At 63.4% G+C, this 15,701-nt stretch carries 14 protein-coding genes; 4 read left to right on the top strand and 10 right to left on the bottom strand.

Features of this window, described 5'->3' with window-relative positions; genetic code table 11:
- Positions 1–24 precede the first annotated feature (24 nt).
- Positions 25–591 (top strand): chorismate lyase, encoded by a 567-nt coding sequence (locus tag ACE3O2_RS10135; protein ID WP_374337143.1) that lies wholly within the window; start codon positions 25–27, stop codon positions 589–591.
- Positions 578–1,450 carry a 4-hydroxybenzoate octaprenyltransferase gene (ubiA, locus tag ACE3O2_RS10130; RefSeq protein ID WP_374337141.1) on the top strand — a complete coding sequence of 291 codons (873 nt, stop codon included), beginning with the start codon at positions 578–580 and terminating at the stop codon, positions 1,448–1,450. The genes ACE3O2_RS10135 and ubiA overlap by 14 nt, the downstream gene beginning before the upstream one ends.
- A gap of 5 nt (positions 1,451–1,455) precedes the next feature.
- Here ubiA and ACE3O2_RS10125 read toward each other — a convergent pair whose 3' ends face one another.
- The 6 genes from ACE3O2_RS10125 to ACE3O2_RS10100 all read right to left on the bottom strand — a co-directional run bounded on the left by ACE3O2_RS10125 (position 1,456) and on the right by ACE3O2_RS10100 (position 8,467).
- The gene (locus ACE3O2_RS10125; RefSeq protein ID WP_374337139.1) at positions 1,456–3,288 is read right to left on the bottom strand and encodes a DEAD/DEAH box helicase; all 1,833 of its coding nucleotides are present in this window, start codon (positions 3,286–3,288) and stop codon (positions 1,456–1,458) included.
- A gap of 126 nt (positions 3,289–3,414) precedes the next feature.
- Positions 3,415–4,125, bottom strand: coding sequence for a purine-nucleoside phosphorylase (gene deoD / locus ACE3O2_RS10120; protein WP_374337137.1), 711 nt, complete (start codon positions 4,123–4,125; stop codon positions 3,415–3,417).
- 15 nt (positions 4,126–4,140) lie between these two features.
- Positions 4,141–5,337 carry a phosphopentomutase gene (locus ACE3O2_RS10115; RefSeq protein ID WP_168877930.1) on the bottom strand — a complete coding sequence of 399 codons (1,197 nt, stop codon included), beginning with the start codon at positions 5,335–5,337 and terminating at the stop codon, positions 4,141–4,143.
- Positions 5,338–5,378: 41 nt separating this feature from the next.
- Positions 5,379–6,713 (bottom strand): thymidine phosphorylase, encoded by a 1,335-nt coding sequence (gene deoA, locus ACE3O2_RS10110; RefSeq protein ID WP_374337134.1) that lies wholly within the window; start codon positions 6,711–6,713, stop codon positions 5,379–5,381.
- A gap of 3 nt (positions 6,714–6,716) precedes the next feature.
- Entirely contained in the window at positions 6,717–7,484 is a 768-nt protein-coding gene (deoC, locus tag ACE3O2_RS10105) for a deoxyribose-phosphate aldolase (RefSeq protein ID WP_374337132.1), read from the bottom strand.
- A 101-nt stretch (positions 7,485–7,585) separates the two neighbouring features.
- Complete coding sequence (locus ACE3O2_RS10100) at positions 7,586–8,467, bottom strand: LysR family transcriptional regulator (protein WP_374337130.1); 882 nt, start codon at positions 8,465–8,467, stop codon at positions 7,586–7,588.
- Positions 8,468–8,547: 80 nt separating this feature from the next.
- Between ACE3O2_RS10100 and ACE3O2_RS10095 the strand changes: the two genes are divergently transcribed.
- Entirely contained in the window at positions 8,548–8,961 is a 414-nt protein-coding gene (locus ACE3O2_RS10095) for a DoxX family protein (RefSeq protein WP_374337128.1), read from the top strand.
- On the top strand, positions 8,958–9,623 hold the full coding sequence (locus ACE3O2_RS10090; RefSeq protein ID WP_374337126.1) for a glutathione S-transferase family protein: 666 nt from the start codon (positions 8,958–8,960) through the stop codon (positions 9,621–9,623). Before ACE3O2_RS10095 ends, ACE3O2_RS10090 begins: the two co-directional genes overlap by 4 nt.
- A 69-nt stretch (positions 9,624–9,692) precedes the next feature.
- On the opposite strand, the gene proB is transcribed toward ACE3O2_RS10090, so the two are convergent.
- From proB to ACE3O2_RS10070, 4 genes are all read right to left on the bottom strand, one after another.
- The gene (gene proB / locus ACE3O2_RS10085) at positions 9,693–10,814 is read right to left on the bottom strand and encodes a glutamate 5-kinase (protein ID WP_374337124.1); all 1,122 of its coding nucleotides are present in this window, start codon (positions 10,812–10,814) and stop codon (positions 9,693–9,695) included.
- A 76-nt stretch (positions 10,815–10,890) separates the two neighbouring features.
- Entirely contained in the window at positions 10,891–13,704 is a 2,814-nt protein-coding gene (locus tag ACE3O2_RS10080; protein WP_374337122.1) for an AAA family ATPase, read from the bottom strand.
- On the bottom strand, positions 13,704–14,393 hold the full coding sequence (locus ACE3O2_RS10075; protein WP_374337120.1) for a hypothetical protein: 690 nt from the start codon (positions 14,391–14,393) through the stop codon (positions 13,704–13,706). Before ACE3O2_RS10075 ends, ACE3O2_RS10080 begins: the two co-directional genes overlap by 1 nt.
- A complete protein-coding gene (locus ACE3O2_RS10070; protein ID WP_374337117.1) occupies positions 14,390–15,673 on the bottom strand; it encodes a hypothetical protein in 1,284 nt (427 codons plus the stop codon). The genes ACE3O2_RS10075 and ACE3O2_RS10070 overlap by 4 nt, the downstream gene beginning before the upstream one ends.
- Positions 15,674–15,701: the final 28 nt, after the last annotated feature.

Here is a 15,701-nt window from a genome sequence, read left to right as displayed (position 1 = left end):
CGCCATCTGGCATAATGGCGCCGTATGCATAACCCCTGTCTTCACGCACCGGATGGTGACGGCTGGTCACAAACCTTGCCACGCATCGACCGGGTGCAGCAACAATGGCTGTCTGCGCCCGGCTCGCTGACCTGGCGCTTGCGCAGCCTGTCCAGCCGTTTCGCGGTGCGCCATGTGGTGTCTACGGTAGGCATGCCGCATGCCGATGAATTTCACGCTGTCGGGCTGCTGCGCCGTTTGCGCACCCTGGTGCGTGATGTCACGCTGACGCTGGATGGTCAGCCCGTGGTGGTCGGCCACAGCATTGCCCCGCTGGCCGCCATTCGCGGCAGCTGGCAACCCGTCCTGCACCTGGGTAATCGCCCGCTGGCGGAGGTGTTGTTTACCGATCCGCGCGTCAGCCGACAGGCGCTGTGCTACCGGCAGATCAGCGCCCGACACCCATTGCACCGACAAGCCGAGCGTGCTGTCGGGCAACGTTGCGGAACCCTGTGGGCGCGGCGCTCCGTGTTCCTGCTGCGGGGCGCGCCCTTGATGGTCACCGAAGTCTTTTTGCCCACCTTGTGGGAGCGATTGCATGTCGAATACTGACTGGCGGCGTACGCTGTGGGCCTATGCCCGGCTGACCCGCTTTGACAACCCGAGTGGCACCTTGCTGCTGCTGTGGCCTACCCTGTGGGCGTTATGGCTGGCCGGGCAGGGCCAGCCGCAACCGACGGTGGTGCTGATCTTTGTGCTCGGCACCATCCTGATGCGGGCAGCAGGCTGCGCCATCAACGACTGGGCTGACCGTGATTTTGACGGTCACGTCAAACGCACGCTGCAACGGCCGTTGGTGTCGGGTGAGCTGAAACCGCGTGATGCCCTGCTGACCGCAGCCGGGCTGGCGCTGCTGGCCTTGCTGGTGGCCTTGCCGCTGCCCGCACTGGCGCTGTGGCTGACCTTGCCTGCGGCCTTCATTGCCGCCAGCTACCCCTTCTTCAAGCGTTTCTTCGCCATCCCGCAAGCGTATCTGGGCATTGCCTTTGGCTTTGGCATCCCGATGGCCTACGCCGCCCTGCAAGGGCGGATTCCGCTGGAGGCGTGGTGGCTGCTGCTCGCCAATGTGCTGTGGACAGTGGCCTACGATACCGAGTACGCGATGGTCGACCGCGATGACGACATCCGCATCGGCATCCGCACCTCAGCGCTCACCTTTGGCCGCTTTGACGTGCTGGCGGTGATGCTCTGCTACGGCCTCAGCCTGCTGCTGATCACCCTGCTAGGCCTGCAGCTGCTGCGCGGCTGGCCCTACTACGCTGGCGTGGCCGCTGCCGCCGCGATCGCCCTGTATCACTACCACCTCATCCGCCACCGCAGCCGCGAAGGCTGCTTCGCCGCCTTCCGCCACAACAACTGGTTTGGCGCTGCCCTGTTCGGCGGCATCTTGCTGGATAGTATGCTGCACTGAGGGGTTCAGGCGGCCTGCTGGGCAGGGGCGCAAGCTTGCTGTAATTTGCGGGTAAAGTCGGAGTCCTGGCTGGCGGTCAGGATCAACTGCTGCATGGCACGCGTCATGCCGACGTACAAGACACGGGCTTGCTCGTTGGCATCGTGACTGGCATAAGGCAAGTCCCCCAGGCCGGACAGGGCTACTGTCGAGAATTCCAGCCCTTTACTCGCGTGCATGGTCAGAACGTTGACGGCTTCCTTGCCCTGCTCAGCCGCTTTGCTGGAGAGGACCTGTGCCGGAATACCCGATTGCTGCAGCCAGTCGGTGACCATGCTGACTTGCTGTTTGCGGTAAACCAGTACCGCCATGTCTTGCAAGGCTGTACCCGCCTCATTGGCAGCACGCAGTTTGTCGGCCACCAGCAGGATCTCTTCACGGAAAGACGGGAGCTGAATAAACTCAGGCGCTGGACCGTGTCGCCCCGCACTTTGCGGTGCCACCAGCGGCACCCCGTCTTCTTCCGCCTCTTCGGCGGTCAGCAGCTCTTGTGCGAAGGCATGCGCAACCCCGAGTACCTCGGCAGTATTTCGGTAATTCAGGCGCAAGATGGTGGTTCTGCCCTGTGCCTGGATGCCGACGCTGGCAAAGCTGAAGCGCCGTTTGCGGGTTTTCTGGTAAATATCCTGCGCACTGTCGTACATCACCAGCAAGGCGTTGGTATCCGGGTCGACCATCTGCACGATCAAGCGGAACCACTCGGGTTCAAAGTCGTGACCCTCATCAATCAGTACCGCACTGTACTGTCCTGCCGGTACCTGCTGCTGGTTCACGCCGTCAATCACGGTCTGCACCATGGCGGCAAAGCGGCCCTCATCCTGCGGCGGGCGGGGTAACTGGTAGGTGGTGATCATGTCACTGCACCAACTGTGCAGGGTACGTACGGTGACACGCTGCTCCAGTCCTTTACTGATCATCCAGCCCGTCAGTCGCTGCGCCAGCGCACGATTGAAGCAAAGAATCAGGATGGGCTTGCTGGCCGCTTTCGCCAGATATTCGGCACGGTAACCCAAAATCATGGTCTTGCCTGATCCGGCCACACCATGGATCACGCGGTGGCCTTCGCCCAGACTGCGTGCCAGTTGCTCCTGTTGCAGGTCCATAATGCGGATCAGGTCCGGTGCCTGAGGGACTGTCGTATCATCAGCATCAAACAAGGTGTGCTGATGAACGATACGTACATCCGGAAACAGGTGCCAGCGAATACGGTCGATCTGCGGTAGGGTCAGACGACAGGAAAAGGGTTGGGGGAACATGCCCCATAGCTGCAGCTGGAAGGCTTCCGCTTCCATGCCCTCGGTCATTTCGTCCTGACAAATGACCAAATGGGGGGCCAGGACATCCTGCAGGCCGGATTCCATAAAGGCCTTGCGATTGATCTTGCTGAGCACCAGGCCATAGCCATAAGGCATGCACAGCTTGCCTGCGTGCCGACTGTCTGGTGACTGCAGCAGGAGAGGGTCCCGCTTTAGCAGGTCGACCGTGACATTCATGAAGTCGCGTGCCTTGAGCAGCGGGTTCACATCCCGTACCAAGCGACCATTGAATTCAGCCTGGACCAGGGTAGGGTCAATGGACTGGATGCTTTCCAGCTTCCAGTCCTTGACCTCCAGCGCCAGCAGGCCACGGTGGGGGTTCAGAATCAGAAAATCCGGCCTGCGTCGCTTGACGCCCACCGTCACGTCATACCAGCAGAGATAGTCGTCTTCCAGCAAGGCCTCAAGGCGGCGTGCGAAACGCTTTTCGCCGGAGGTCATGCGTGGAAGGCAGCTGTTCAGGTTGGGGATCAGGGTGGCCAAGGCGCAATCCGGGCAGGATAGACAAGCGCGGGATGCTAGCACTGCAGCAGCAAGGGCGCCTACTGGCCTTTAGTGAAAAGCGCCACCTTCTAAGGTGGCGCTTTGCTGTAGCGTGACCGCCCTGTCTTACAGCTGGATGGCGGTATCGAGGGCGATCTCGATCATGTCGGCAAAGGTTTTTTGCCGCTCTTCGGCGGTGGTGGCCTCGCCGGTGCGGATGTGGTCGGAGACGGTGAGGATGCCCAGCGCACGGGCGCCGAACTCGGCAGCCAGGCCATACAGACCGGCCACTTCCATTTCAACCGCCAGCACCTTCATCTTCTCCATCACGTCGAACATCTGCGGCTGCGGGGTGTAGAACAGGTCGGCAGAGAACACATTGCCCACCCGCACGGCCTTGCCCTGGGTTTTGGCGACGTTGACGGCGGTCTGCAGCAGGTCAAAGTCGGCAATGGCGGCAAAATCGTGGTCCATGAAGCGCATGCGGTTGACCTTGCTGTCGGTGCTGGCACCCATGGCAATGATCACGTCACGCAGCTTCACGTCGGTCGACAGCGCGCCGCAGGAGCCGACGCGGATGATGTTCTTCACCCCGTACTCACGGATCAGCTCGGTGGCGTAAATGCTGGCCGATGGAATGCCCATGCCGTGTGCCATGATCGACAGGCGCTTGCCCTTGTAGTGGCCGGTGTAGCCGAACATATTGCGCACAGAAGTAACCTGGCGCGCATCGCTCAGCCAGGTTTCGGCAATCAGCTGCGCGCGCAGCGGGTCGCCCGGCATGATCACGGTTTCAGCAAAATCGCCCGGCTGGGCGCCAATATGAGGTGTAGGCATGGAAAGGCTCCGTGTTCAGTTCAGGAAGTTGCTGCCATAGTCCATCGGACTCAGGCCAAAATGGTGGGCGATGCTTTGGCCAATGTCGGCAAAGGTGCTGCGCTCGCCCAGCGGACCCGCAGCGACCTGCTTGCCATAGCACAGCACCGGGATATGCTCGCGGGTGTGGTCAGAACCTGGCCAGGTCGGGTCGCAGCCGTGGTCGGCGGTCAGGATCAGGATATCGTCCTCGCCCATCCGGGCCAGCAGCTCCGGCAGGCGCTGGTCGAATTGTTCCAGCGCACGGGCATAGCCCAGGGTATCGCGGCGATGACCATAGCTGGAGTCGAAATCCACAAAGTTGGTGAACACCAGGGTGCGGTCGCCCGCACGGTCCAGCTCCGCCAGTGTCGCATCCCATAGCTCGGGAATGCCGGTGGCCTTGACCTTGCGGGTGATGCCGACGTGGGCATAGATGTCGGCAATCTTGCCGACCGAGACCACCTCCCCCCCGGCTTCCTGCAATTTTTGCAGCACGGTGGGCGCGGGCGGTTCCACGGCCAGATCCTTGCGGTTGCCGGTACGGGCAAAGTCGTCCGGGCCGTGTCCCACAAAGGGGCGGGCAATCACCCGGCCAATATTGTAGGGGCCGAGTTCTTCGCGGGCGATGCGGCACAGTTCGTATAGCCGTTCCAGCCCGAAGCTTTCCTCATGGCAGGCAATCTGGAACACCGAATCCGCCGAGGTGTAGAAGATCGGCTTGCCACTTTGCATGTGTTCCACGCCGAGGCGGGTGAGGATGTCGGTGCCGGAAGCGTGGCAGTTGCCCAGATAGCCAGGCAACCCTGCGCGGGCGACCAGCTTGTCCAGCAGTTCCTGCGGGAAACTGTTGGTCTTGTCGCTGAAATAGCCCCAGTCAAACAGCACGGGCACCCCGGCGATCTCCCAGTGGCCGGAGGGCGTATCCTTGCCGCTGGAGAGTTCGCGGGCGTAGCCCCAGGCCGAGATTGGCGCGGCGCGGTCCATGCCCTCCGGAAAATAGCCGGACGAAGCCTCGCAGGCATGGGCCAGCCCCAGCCGGGAAAGGTGAGGTAGCGTCAAGGCATGGCCTGCCTGGGCGGCAGTCTGCGCAATATGCCCGAGGGTATTGCTGCCGACATCACCAAAGCGAACGGCATCGGCCGTTGCACCGATGCCCAGCGAATCCAGTACCAGAATGATGGCGCGTTTCATGCGGCTTCTCCTGCGGATGCCGGACAGACATCCGCGTCAGTTCATGCGAGGTCTTGCAGGCGAATCTTGCGGTACACCTCGGGGTGTGCCGCCGGCTTGGCATCAGCCAGCGTAATGGCTGCCCGTACCGTGGCCGCTGCAGCTTCATATTCGGCGTCATTGCGGGCATGTACCATCGCCAGTGGGGTATCGCTGCTGACCGATTGACCCAGCTCGACGAAGTCGGACAGGCCCACACTGTAATCCAGCTGATCGCTGGCGGTGCGGCGACCGCCGCCTAGCGCCACCACCGTCAGACCCAGCTCACGGGTATCCATCGCGCTGACAAAGCCGCTACGTTCAGCATAGACCGGCTTGATCACGGCGGCCGTCGGCAGGTGACGGTCGAAATGCTCTACAAAGTCAGCCGGACCGCCCAGCGCCGCGACCATCTGACCAAAGCAGGCCGCTGCGCGGCCAGAGTCGAGCGCGTCCTGCAGTTTGGCGCGGGCTTCGGCTTCGTTGTCGGCCAGTTTACCGGCCAGCAACATTTCCGCACACAGCGCCAGCGTGATTTCATGCAGGCGGGCCGGTCGGATGTCGCCCCGCAGGTAGCGTACTGCCTCGCGGCTTTCAATGGCGTTACCGGCGCAGGTGGCCAGTGGCTGGTTCATGTCGGTCAGCAGGGCGGTGGTGGCCATGCCGGCACCGTTACCGACACCGACGATGCTGCGTGCCAGGGCCTCTGCCGATTCATAGGTGGGCATGAAGGCACCGCTGCCGGTTTTCACGTCCATCACCAGCGCCTGCAGGCCGGCAGCCAGCTTCTTCGACAGAATGGAGGCGGTGATCAGCGGGATGGATTCCACGGTGGCGGTAATGTCCCGCGTGGCGTAGAAGCGCTTGTCCGCCGGGGCCAGGTCACCGGTCTGGCCGATAATGGCCACGCGGTGGGCTTTGACCACACGGCGGAAGGTCTCATGGTCCGGCGTGGTGTTGTAGCCGGGGATGGCGTCCAGCTTGTCCAGCGTGCCGCCGGTGTGGCCCAGGCCCCGCCCGGCAATCATCGGCACCATGCCGCCGCAAGCGGCGACCATGGGGCCCAGCATCAGCGACACCACATCGCCGACGCCACCGGTGGAGTGCTTGTCAACAATGGGGCCATCAAAGCCCATGTCATCCCAGCGCATCACCATGCCGGAATCGCGCATCGCCAGCGTCAACGCCACGCGTTCGTTGATCGGCATGTCGTTGAAGTAGACCGCCATGCCAAAAGCGGCAATCTGGCCTTCGCTGATGCTGCCATTGGCGATGCCTTTGACGAAGAAGCGGATTTCCTCGTCAGTCAGTGGCTGGCGATCGCGTTTTTTGCGGATGATTTCTTGAGGCAGGAACATGGATCAATACCCTTGCGTGGTCGATGCCGTGCCGTGACCGAGGGTCGCCAGCAGGTTGTTAAGCAGGCTGGATGCGCCAAAGCGGAAATGGGCCGGGGTCACCCAGTCGGCCCCCAGCAGCTGGTCGGCCAGCGACAGATAGCGCGCAGCATCTTCTGCTGACTTTACGCCTCCCGCTGCCTTGAAGCCACACCGCCCGCCGGTTTCTGCAATCACTTGCAGCATCACTTCAGCCGCTTCCAGTGTGGCATTGACCGGCACCTTGCCGGTCGAGGTCTTGATGAAATCCGCACCGGCGGCGATGCTGATCTGGCTGGCCTGGCGAATCAGCGCCGGGTCGCGCAGCTCACCGCTCTCGATGATGACTTTCAGCAAGATATCGCCACACGCGTCCTTGCAGGCGCGCACCAGCTGTTCGCCGACGGTGGCATGACCGGCCTGCAGTGCACGCCACGGGAATACCACGTCCACTTCGTCGGCACCATAGGCGACGGCCGCGCGGGTTTCTGCCACGGCGATCGCGACATCCTCTTCGCCCAGCGGGAAGTTGGTGACGGTGGCAATGCGAACATGGGGCGTGCCTTGGGCCAGCAAGGTTTTGCGGGCGATGGGGACAAAGCGCGGGTAGACACAGACGGCGGCCACCTGGCCCGCCGGACTGTCAGCCTGCTGGCAGAGCGACACGATCCGGGCCGGGGTGTCGTCGTCGTTCAGGCTGGTCAAATCCATCAATTGCAGCGCGCGCAGGGCGGCTGTCTGAAGATCGGACATGGATTGCTCCAATGGAAGGCGGCTGGCGCGGCCAGCGAACCTATATATTGTCAACAATTTGAATTTGTGTTGTCAACAATTTACCGGCAAAGCGCGCAAGATCAGGGCAGTTTGACCTGCTCGGCCAGCCAGGCATAGCACACCGCCACCCGACGCTGGTGGCGGGATTCGGCATGGGTCAGCAGCCACAGGTCGGTCTGGCATTCCGGCAGCTCGTCGCTCAGCCGTTGCAGGCCCGGCTGCGGGTCCGCCAGAAAACAAGGCAGGATGCCCACCCCCAGCCCGCGCAACACCAGCTCTTGCACGCTCTGGATGCTGTTGACCCGGTAGGTGGGTTGCAGGCGCGGGTAATGCTTGCGGCGCCAGCGCACCGAAGGATGTTCCGGCAGCGCGTCATCCGGGGTAATCCACGGCAGCTGCCCCTGGCAGGCTTCTGCCATGCTGATGCGGGTCCCGGCAGGGGCGTAGAGGGCGACCCGAATCGGCCCCAGCCTGCGCCCTACCAGATGCGAGGGCGGCTGGCGCGTGGCGCGCACGGCCAGATCGGCATCGCGGCGGGTCAGGCTGGCCAGCTCATTGCCGGTATGGAGTTCAAATGCCAGCAGCGGGTGTTGCTGACGCAGGCTGAGCAGGGCAGGGGCCACCAGCCCGTGCAGGAGGGTGTCGGTGGTGGTCAGCCGCACGCTGCCATTGAGTTGCTCGGGCGCTTGCTGGGCGCTGGAGCGCGCGGTTTCAATCGCCATCTCGATCTGCTCGGCTTGCTCGGCCAATTGCAGCGCCAGTTCGGTGGCGGCGTAGCCTTGGCGAGAGCGGACAAACAGATTGCAGCCCAGCCCGCGCTCAATACGCTGAATGCTGCGAAACACCGTCGAGGCATCCACGCCCAATCGCTCCCCCGCTTGTGCCAGCTTGCCGGTGCGGACCAGGGCCAGCAGCAGGATCAGGTCATCCGCGCTGAGCTTGTATTGCGTTTTTGCATGCATGGTTTGTGATGGTGCTTATTTTCATTGCATGAGTGCAAATATAGTCTACACCCACTGTTCACAACAAGGAGTGATGAAATATGTCTGCTCATACGCAACAACAATGGGGCGCCACTTTGCTGCGCTGGAGCCTCGGCATCATGTGGATTTCACACGCGCTGCTGAAGCTGCTGGTGTTCACCCTGCCGGGCACTGCGCAGTTTTTTGCCAGTGTCGGCTTCCCCGGCTGGATGGCGTACCCGGTCTTTACGGTGGAATTGCTCGGGGGGATAGCCTTGCTGCTGGGCATCTATGCTCGTCAGGTGTCCTTGCTGCTGCTACCGGTGATGCTGGCAGCAGCCTGGGTGCATCTGGGCAATGGCTGGGTCCACACCAGCCCTGGTGGCGGCTGGGAGTATCCGGTGTTCCTCAGCGTGGCCTCGCTGGTGCAATGGCTGGTCGGTGATGGCGCCCTGACGTTGCGTAGCCGTGCGACCGTGGGAGGTGCCGCATGAAGCTGACCCTCATCAGCCATCGGCTGTGCCCCTATGTGCAGCGCGCCGCCATTGCCCTGCAGGAGAAGGGGGTGCCGTTCGAACGGGTGGACATTGACCTCGCCCACAAGCCGGACTGGTTTTTGGCGCTGTCACCCACCGGCAAGACTCCGCTGCTGCTGGTAGAAGGGCAGCCGATCTTCGAGTCGGCCGTCATCTGCGAGTATTTGGAGGATACGGCCCTGCCTGCATTGCACCCCACGGACGCGCTGCAGCGCGCCCAGCACCGGGGCTGGATCGAATTTGCCTCGGCCACCCTGAACGATATCGGCAGCCTGTATGCGGCTGTCGATGAAGCCGGTCTGCAGCGCGCAGGCCGTGCGCTACGGGCGCGGTTTGAGCGGCTGGAGTCGGAACTGGGGGCGGGACCATTCTTTGCGGGGAGTGCATTCTCGCTGGTTGATGCTGCATTTGCCCCGGCCTTCCGCTACTTTGAGGCTTTGACCGAAGTGGCAGACCTGCAGCTGTTTGCGGATTTGCCCAAGCTGCAAGCCTGGCGGCAGGCGCTGGCGGATCGCCCGTCGGTGCGGCAGGCGGTGGCCGCAGACTATCTGCGCGGGTTGCGGGCGTTTGTCAGCCAGAAAGGCTCTGCGCTGGCGCGGCGGATGCAACTAGCGGCCTGAGGCGGAGGGGAGCAGTACAAGCAAACGGCCCACCAAGGGGTGGGCCGTTTGCGTATGATGCAGAAGGCATCAGGCTTGCAACAGCACCAGGTTGTCGCGATGGATCAATTCCGGCTCGTCGATATAGCCGAGAATGGGTTCCAGCTTGGCGGTAGGCTGGCGCAGTACCTTCTGCGTTTCCAGACTGGAGTAGTTGACCAGGCCGCGTGCCACTTCCACTCCTTCCGGCGACAGGCAGCGCACCACCTCGCCGCGCAGGAAATCGCCATTGACCGCCACCACGCCGACCGGCAGCAGGCTGGCGCCACCACGCAGCGCCTTGACCGCGCCTTCGTCCAGCGTCACGCTGCCTTTGACCTGCAAATGATCAGCCAGCCATTGCTTGCGGGCGGCCAGCCGCGAGGTGCCTGCGGTCAACTGGCTGCCGATCGCCTCGCCCGCGGCCAGCCGGGTCAGTACCTGAGGCTCGCGCCCGCTGGCAATTACGGTATGCGCGCCACTGAGCGCCGCGCGCTTGGCGGCAATCACCTTGGTGTACATGCCACCGGTACCGACCGAAGAACCGGCACCACCAGCCATCTGCTCCAGCTCGGCAGACCCCGCCACCGCCTCGTGCACGAATTCGGCTGCCGGATTGTTGCGCGGGTCGGCGGTATACAGGCCGCGCTGGTCGGTGAGGATGATGAGCGCATCGGCGTCGATCAGGTTGGTCACCAGCGCACCCAGCGTATCGTTGTCGCCGAACTTGATTTCGCTGGTCACCACCGTGTCGTTTTCATTGATGATGGGCAGCACGCGGTGCTGCAGCAAGGTGAGCAGGGTGGAGCGGGCGTTCAGATAGCGGGTACGGTCGGCCAGGTCTTCGTGGGTGAGCAGGATCTGCGCAGTTTGCAGGCCATGCTGACGGAAGCAGCTCTCATAGCCTTGCACCAGCCCCATCTGGCCGACGGCAGCAGCGGCCTGTTTTTCGTGCAGCATGCTGGGGCGCTTGGCCCAGCCCAGCCGCTTGACGCCTTCGGCAATCGCCCCGCTGGATACCAGCACCACCTGCTTGCCCATACGGGTCAGCGCGGCCATTTCCTCCGCCCAGCGCGCGAGTGCGGCGTGGTCCAGCCCGCGACCCTCATTGGTAACGAGGCTGCTGCCGACCTTGATGACGATACGCTGGCACGACTGGATGACGGACTGCATTGCTTCCCCCTGATAATGGCGGACCATTATAGGGGGAAGTGCTGCTGGTGTCTGTCTGTAGCCGACCGTTCCTGGCTTAACGCGCCAATGCGGCCCGCTTGCGGCGTGTCTGCAGCAGCGGTGGTGCCCAGCTTTCACCGGGGCGCTTCTTGCGGGTGGTCAGCGTCAGTTCAGAGGGCTCGAAGATGTTGACGTTGTGGGTGTTGGGCGAGGTGATCAGGTACTGCGCCTCGGTGGCCTTGAGGAAGGCACCCACGCGGTCAATGTTGAAGATGTCCAGGTGGGCGAACGGTTCGTCGATGAACACAAAGCCGGAGGGCTGGCTGTCGTTCATCATCAGCCCGATCAGTAGGATCAGCGACTTCATCACCTGCTGGCCGCCGGAGGCTTCGCCATCGTTCAGCCCCATCATGCCCTTCTGGTCGAAGTTGAACTTCACCACCAGCCCGGCCTGTGCCAGCACCAGATCGTCGTTGTCCAGATGCGGCAACTCGCTTTCCACTTCGATGCCGGCCAGCGCACCCAGCTGCTTCACATTGCGGCCATAGGCCCGCACGGTGGACTTCAGCTTGTTGATGTAGGCACCGCGTGCGTCTTCGGTCAGTGTACGGGCGCGGGCCAGCGAGATGCCGATGGCGTCGAGCTGCTGCTGGCGCTCCTGCAGCAGCTGTTGCAGCTTGTCTCGCCGCAGCAGCACGGTTTCATCGGTAATCCACTCGCCGCGCGCCAGACCGGCATCCAGTCGGTCCCGCTCCACCTTGATCTGGGCGCGCACCTGCTCCAGCGATTGATATTGCTCGCACAGGGTGCGGCGGGCGTCTGCCAGCAGCCAGCTGGCAGGCATGCCATGGCGCACTTGTCGCAGCTGGGTCAGCAGATCACGCAATTGCAGGCGGCGCTGGGTGAGCAGGCGGCGCGCCTCTTCCAGACTGGCTTCCAGCGTGTACTGCTGGCGGCGTACGCCATCGCGTTGCTTGTCCAGCGCGTTGCAGGCGTCACGTTCCAGCCGGGTAATGTCCTGCGCGGTGGCCAGTGCCTGCCCGGCGTCCTGCCGCAGCTGGGCCATGCTGGCCAAGGCTTCTTCGGCGGTGGCGAAGTCATCCGTGCGCAGGGCCAGCTGATGGGCCGCGTCCACCCCATCCAGCATCTGCTGCAGTGGTGACAGCTCACGATTCAGTGCGCTGATGCGGCGCTGCAGTGCCATGTCCTGCTCGTGCAGGTCGGCCAGCTCACGGTGGACCGCCTGCTCGCGCTGTTTCTTGACGCCGGTACCCAGACAGTAGTCGTGGGCTTCGACGCCAATGTGGCGGCTGCCACGCCGTTCCTTGAAGTAACCATCCGGGGTGATCCAGTCGCCCTGTACGGTCTCCCCGTCGGCCACACTGTCCACCCGGCTGATGCGATTGAGTTGCTCGACCAGCCAGCCCGGCGCATCGGCATTGAAGCGGATGGCTTCGAGCAGGCTGCCGCGTTTGGCCGTGCCGACCGGCTCACGCTCGTCGACGATGAAGTGGCGATAACGGGCGCGCTGCGCCAGCTCGCGGGCACGGCGACGGTCACTGCTGCGCTTGAGCAGCACCAGATAACGGTTGCCGCGCAAGATGCCTTCGATGGCGGCCTGCCACTGAGGGTTGGCAATATCGACGATGTCGACCAGCAGGTCATGCGCAATGCCTTCGCTGTCCAGCATGCGACGGAACTCACTCACCTCACGCGGCAGCGGCATTTGCCCGGTCTGCTGCAAGGAAGTGAGCGTGGCGTTCAGCTCGTCGCGGCGCGACAGCAGCTGCTCGCGTTCTTTGTTGCACTGGCGCAGCTGGTTGCGCAGGTCTGTCACTTGATCGGCCAGCTGGTCGGCGCCGGGGTGCGACTTGGCGAGCTGGGTCAAGCGGTCGCGCAGCTTGAGCAGCTCTTCGTGCTGCTGGGCGTGCGACTGCAGTTCGGTAAGGTGGCGCAGTGCATCACGTTCGATACGCTCGGCCTGCTCGACCGCGCTCTGCGCCTGTTTCAGGCGCTGGGTGAGCTCGATGTGCTGTTGCTCCAGCTCGTGTGCCTGCCGCCCCTGCTCGCGCAGGGTATGCCAGGGCAGCCGATAGTCCTTCCAGCGCTGGCTGAGGTCTTGATACTGGGCCTCCAGCCGCATGCGTGGCAGCACTTCGCTGTCCAGTGTCAGCAGATCGTCCGACAACCGTTTCCATTCCAGATACTTGTCCGCACGCTGGCTGGCAGTGGCGGCCTCATGCTCCAGCGCCTTGCTGGCACGGTCCAGCTCTTCCAGCTCGTGTTCGACCTGCTGTTGCTGGGCTTTGGCTTCGGCGTAGTGGTCCAGCACGGCTTTGTCGCCAAAGACCTGGAAAACCAGATCCAGCAAGGCTTTCGGGCTGTACTCGCACAGTTTGTCGGTATCACCTTGCTCCAGCGCCAGTACCTTGGCAATGGCGGGCGTTAGCCCGGCCTGCTCCAGCCGCCGCCGGTATTCCTGCACGCCCAGCCATTCCAGCGTCGATTCACTGTCCTCATTCAGCGGCACGTCACCGTCGGCAATGGCGTATTGCCGCACCCAGTCACCGCCTTGCTTGCGGATGCGACAAAACAGCGTCACTTCCGGGCTTTGGTGTGGCCAGAACGGGTAGGGGAACAAGCCGCTGGTGCGCGGGTTGGCGACGCGGCCACGCAACCAGGCGAAAGGGGTCTTGTTATTGCGCACATAGCGCTTGTAGTCACGGCGGCCGGAGCAGTCCAGCGCCAGCATGGTGCGCAGCGCGTCCAGCAGCGTGGTCTTGCCGGAGCCATTGGGGCCGATGATGGTGACAATCTGGGCATCCAGCGGCACGCTCACGCCTTGCCAGAAATCCCAGTGAATCATGTCCAGTTGCAGGATGCGGAACATCAGGCGTCCTCGTCTTCCGGTTCGTCGTCGACCTGCGGGCCGGGCTGGTCCGGCAGGCTGCGGCCCAACTCGCGCAGCACGTCGCCCAGTGCGCCGTCGATGATGCGCGGGGCCAGCTTGCTGTAATCCAGCGCCAGGTCCAGCAGCGGGCCTTCGCCTATGCCTTTCTGGCGGCGCTGGATGAAGCCCAGCCGTGTCAGCAGGCCGAGGTTCAGGTTCATGCGGGTCTTGCCACCCAGCAGTTTGCCGAAATCGGCGAACAGTGCCTCTTCCGACAGGGTGGTGGACACCTCATCGCCGTGCGGCAGCGGCTTGTCACTGCCAAACATGTCTTGCTGGTCGGCCTGCTCCTTGCTGCGGCGGGCGTGTTGGCGCTGTCGCTTGGGCAGGATGATCAGCGCCCACAGTACTACCAGCAGCGCGATGGCATCGCGCGGCAGGCCCAGGTTATTCGATTGCCAGACATCGTCCTGCCCGAAAACGGCGGCTTCCTGTGCGCCCAGCAGCGCCAGTGCGATGTATTCCGAGTAGGGATTTTCCAGCAGGCGCAGGCCAACGGCAGCCAGGCGGGCATCCAGCTCGGCGCGGAAGCGCTCATCGGTCAGGGCGCGGCGGGCCAGCGGGTCCTGACGGGGAATGACGCGATGCGCCAGCAGGCGCGCGGTCAAGGTAGCAAGGGAATCGTTCATGCTGACTCGTCAGTAGGGTTCAGCGGGCGCAGCAGCCCATGGCTGATGCTCTCGATAGCATGGTGGTCGGTGACAGTTTCAATGCGGCCATCACTGTCCAGCTGCAAGGGAAGCCGGGCCAGCTGCGCGACCACGCTGTGGTCAGTCGCCGTTTCCGGGTCGCCCAGCAGAGAGAGCAGGGACAGGCGATAGGCGGTGGTGGCGTAGCTGTCCGTCAGCACCGCGTCCAGCAGGCGGGTATCGCTATGCACTGCCTGCAAACGCTCAAACAGACGCTCGGCGGCAATCAGGCGCTCCACGGTGGGGGCGTCGGCATCGGGGGCGGTCTCGACCGGCGGCAGACTGGTGGCCAGTGTTTGCGGGCGGTCGCGGTCGATCAGTTCGAATTCGGCCACATCCAGCAGCTCATCGCTGGTCAGGAAAGCGGTATCCGGCAATGCGGGTAACAGTGCTTCCAGCAGGTTGGCCAGCCGGGCCTGGCTTTGCTGTTGCAGCCAGGCGGAGATATCGCGGGTGGTCAGGCCACTCTGTCCCAGATGCACCCGCTGCTGCTGCAATTGCGCCAGCCGGCGCTTGAAGGTGCCGGTCAGCGCCAGCATGCGGCTCTGTGCCAGCGAGATGGCCTGCGCAGTGTGCACGATGCTGACGGGTTGCTCTTCGTCGCTGTAGACGGTACGGGCCACGGCGGTGGCTTTCTCCACACTCTGCCACACCCGCTCCAGCTTGCCCTGTGCGGCCTGGATGCGGAATTCAGATTGGGACTCCAGTGCGTCGGTGAATTCCTGGTGCAGGGTATTGAGGCCACCCAGCAGATGGCGCAGCGCCTCTTCCGACACTTTGCCCACCGCCTGACCGGCGGCCACTTGCGAGGTCAGGTAATCCAGTTCCTGATCGGGGTCGCTGGCAAAGCTGAACAGGGTAGAGAGGGCGGCGAGGGCGGCGCGGGCTTGCTCGGACAGGGCGTAATCGCCACTGTCACTGTCCCAGATCAGCAGATCATGCTCGCGCAGGCGCTTGAGCACGGTATCGAGCTTGACCGGATTCAGATAGCTGAACTGCTGCTGCAGCGCTTGTGGTGACCAGCGGGGCAGGTCGGCGCGTGCGCCAATCTCGCGCAGTACCAGCAGCCGCACCATCACCTCTTCTTCACCGCCACGGAACAGGGCAATGAAGGCCTGCAGCAGGGGGCGCGCTGCCAGCAGCGGGCGCAGCATCGGCAATTCGCCAGGCGGCAGATCGGTGCTGAAAAACTCCGGCAGGCCGGAAACAAGGTCGCTCATGGGGCTGCTGCAAAAAAATCAGGCCGCA

It is taken from the genome of Leeia sp., from assembly GCF_041909055.1.
GTDB classification, from domain to species: Bacteria; Pseudomonadota; Gammaproteobacteria; order Burkholderiales; family Leeiaceae; genus Leeia; species Leeia aquatica.
Note: the sequence above shows the minus strand (reverse complement) of the source record. Positions and strands in the feature narration are given on the sequence as shown.

Coding starts and splice junctions, on each gene's coding strand:
- ACE3O2_RS10135 (WP_374337143.1), top strand. CDS start 25: ATGCATAACCCCTGTCTTCACGCACCGGATGGTGACGGCTGGTCACAA.
- ubiA (WP_374337141.1), top strand. CDS start 578: ATGTCGAATACTGACTGGCGGCGTACGCTGTGGGCCTATGCCCGGCTG.
- deoD (WP_374337137.1), bottom strand. CDS start 4,125: ATGCCTACACCTCATATTGGCGCCCAGCCGGGCGATTTTGCTGAAACC.
- ACE3O2_RS10115 (WP_168877930.1), bottom strand. CDS start 5,337: ATGAAACGCGCCATCATTCTGGTACTGGATTCGCTGGGCATCGGTGCA.
- deoA (WP_374337134.1), bottom strand. CDS start 6,713: ATGTTCCTGCCTCAAGAAATCATCCGCAAAAAACGCGATCGCCAGCCA.
- deoC (WP_374337132.1), bottom strand. CDS start 7,484: ATGTCCGATCTTCAGACAGCCGCCCTGCGCGCGCTGCAATTGATGGAT.
- ACE3O2_RS10100 (WP_374337130.1), bottom strand. CDS start 8,467: ATGCATGCAAAAACGCAATACAAGCTCAGCGCGGATGACCTGATCCTG.
- ACE3O2_RS10095 (WP_374337128.1), top strand. CDS start 8,548: ATGTCTGCTCATACGCAACAACAATGGGGCGCCACTTTGCTGCGCTGG.
- ACE3O2_RS10090 (WP_374337126.1), top strand. CDS start 8,958: ATGAAGCTGACCCTCATCAGCCATCGGCTGTGCCCCTATGTGCAGCGC.
- proB (WP_374337124.1), bottom strand. CDS start 10,814: ATGCAGTCCGTCATCCAGTCGTGCCAGCGTATCGTCATCAAGGTCGGC.
- ACE3O2_RS10080 (WP_374337122.1), bottom strand. CDS start 13,704: ATGTTCCGCATCCTGCAACTGGACATGATTCACTGGGATTTCTGGCAA.
- ACE3O2_RS10075 (WP_374337120.1), bottom strand. CDS start 14,393: ATGAACGATTCCCTTGCTACCTTGACCGCGCGCCTGCTGGCGCATCGC.
- ACE3O2_RS10070 (WP_374337117.1), bottom strand. CDS start 15,673: ATGAGCGACCTTGTTTCCGGCCTGCCGGAGTTTTTCAGCACCGATCTG.